1 protein-coding gene is annotated in these 1652 nt (G+C 45.7%); it reads left to right on the forward strand.

From position 1 onward, the window contains the following. Window positions 1-166: 166 nt before the first annotated feature. A complete protein-coding gene (locus tag O9295_RS07895; protein ID WP_353851851.1) occupies window positions 167-1507 on the forward strand; it encodes an aromatic ring-hydroxylating dioxygenase subunit alpha in 1341 nt (446 codons plus the stop codon). Window positions 1508-1652: the final 145 nt, after the last annotated feature.

Below are 1652 nucleotides of genomic sequence, written 5' to 3' on the forward strand. Positions count from 1 at the left end.
TCAGTCTGTAGAGCGACCATAAGACCAGAACAGAGTAAATCTGTTAAGGCAGGTGCGAAAAATCCTTCGGGAAAGAAGCAGAAACCTAAATCGTGAGGTTTGGGAATCGCCGTCCGTTTTACGGCGGCGAGGATGTCAAGATCAATATTTTTTCTCTCTCATCCCCATGACAAGCACTGATCAATCTCAACCCCTCCCTAGGGATGACTATTTTCACTACCAAAATTGTTGGTATCCTGTGTTATTCGTGCAGGATTGGCAAAAAAATCCCTACTCTTTCTCTCTTTATGGGCAACCATTGCTAATATTTCGCGATCAGCAGGGAAAATGGGGCTGTTTGCTTGATCGCTGTCCCCATCGCTTGGCTAAACTCTCCACAGGACAGATGATCGCTGGTCGTTTAGAATGTTTGTACCATGGTTGGCAGTTCGAGACGGATGGAAAATGTTCCCATATTCCCCAACTGCCAGTCAATACCCCGATTCCCCGCAATGCCAAGGTTAAATCCTATGGGGTGGTGGAACGTCAGGGAGTCCTCTGGGTTTGGTTAGGAGAAGAGGAAACAGCGAAAGAAAGCGATATTCCTATCATCAAAGACCTAGAAGACCCCAATTGTGTCCATACCGATTATGTCATCGATTTTCCCTATGAACAGGGCTATTTACTCGAAAATCTCCTCGATCCCGCCCATGTTAATATTAGCCATGATCGCAGCGAATTCGGGGCAAAACGGGAAAATGCTCAACCGTTAGCCTTCCAAATCCTCGAAATCTCGGCGCGGGGAATTCGCAGTCAGTGGCGCAATAGCCGCAATCCGCAGGAAAGCTGGAAATATCTGGATTTTCTAGCCCCTAATCTCGTTCATTATCGTTTTGCTCTGCCTAATCCCGATTGGTGTGCTGGATTGGCTTTATACGGGATTTCTCTCAGTCAAGGTCGTTCTCGCTTACTGATGCGACGTTACCAAAATTTTGCCGTTAACTCCCGTCAATACCGTTGGCGCTGGTTGGAACATCTGCGTCAAAGTCGCATCCTCGAAGATGATCTACCTTTAATTCAAAGTCAGCAGCAAATGGTGGAAAAGTCAAGAGATAGTTTACAAAAATTATACTTACCCTTAAAAAGTTCCGATGCCTTGGTGATTGAGTTACGTCAATGGTTCGATCGCTATGGGGACTCTTTCCCCTACTATCAAGGCTACACCAGCCAGCGGACAACGGCGATCGATTTATCCGATCCTTTACCCCTCGATCGCTATTCTCGTCACACTGTCCACTGTCGCACCTGTAGCGATGCCCATGAAAACATGGTAAAAACTAAACAAATTGCGATTTTAATGGGTATATTATTAGTTTTACTGGCAATTTTATCCCCAAATCAGTCTATCTATCAAATTACTGCCCTTATTTTCGCAATTTTGGCTTTAGCAATAGCGATCGCTGCCAATTACACCCGCAGAAAATTTGAACGCACCTATGAGAAAAAAGCCCATACCAAACTACACTAATAAGTAGGGTCTGCTGAAAAAGTTTTTCCTGGGGGCAGGGTGTGGGGTGTGGGGTGTGGGGTGTGGGGTTTTACCGGTTTTGAGGGGGCCAATTACCTAATTTTCAGGGAAAAAGTCCAGGAATTTTCCCCCTGATCACTCCCAT

Source organism: Microcystis sp. LE18-22.4A (assembly GCF_027531105.1).
GTDB lineage: Bacteria > Cyanobacteriota > Cyanobacteriia > Cyanobacteriales > Microcystaceae > Microcystis > Microcystis aeruginosa.

Excerpts from the sequence above, each read along its gene's own strand:
- O9295_RS07895 (WP_353851851.1), top strand. The coding sequence starts at position 167 with ATGACAAGCACTGATCAATCTCAACCCCTCCCTAGGGATGACTATTTT.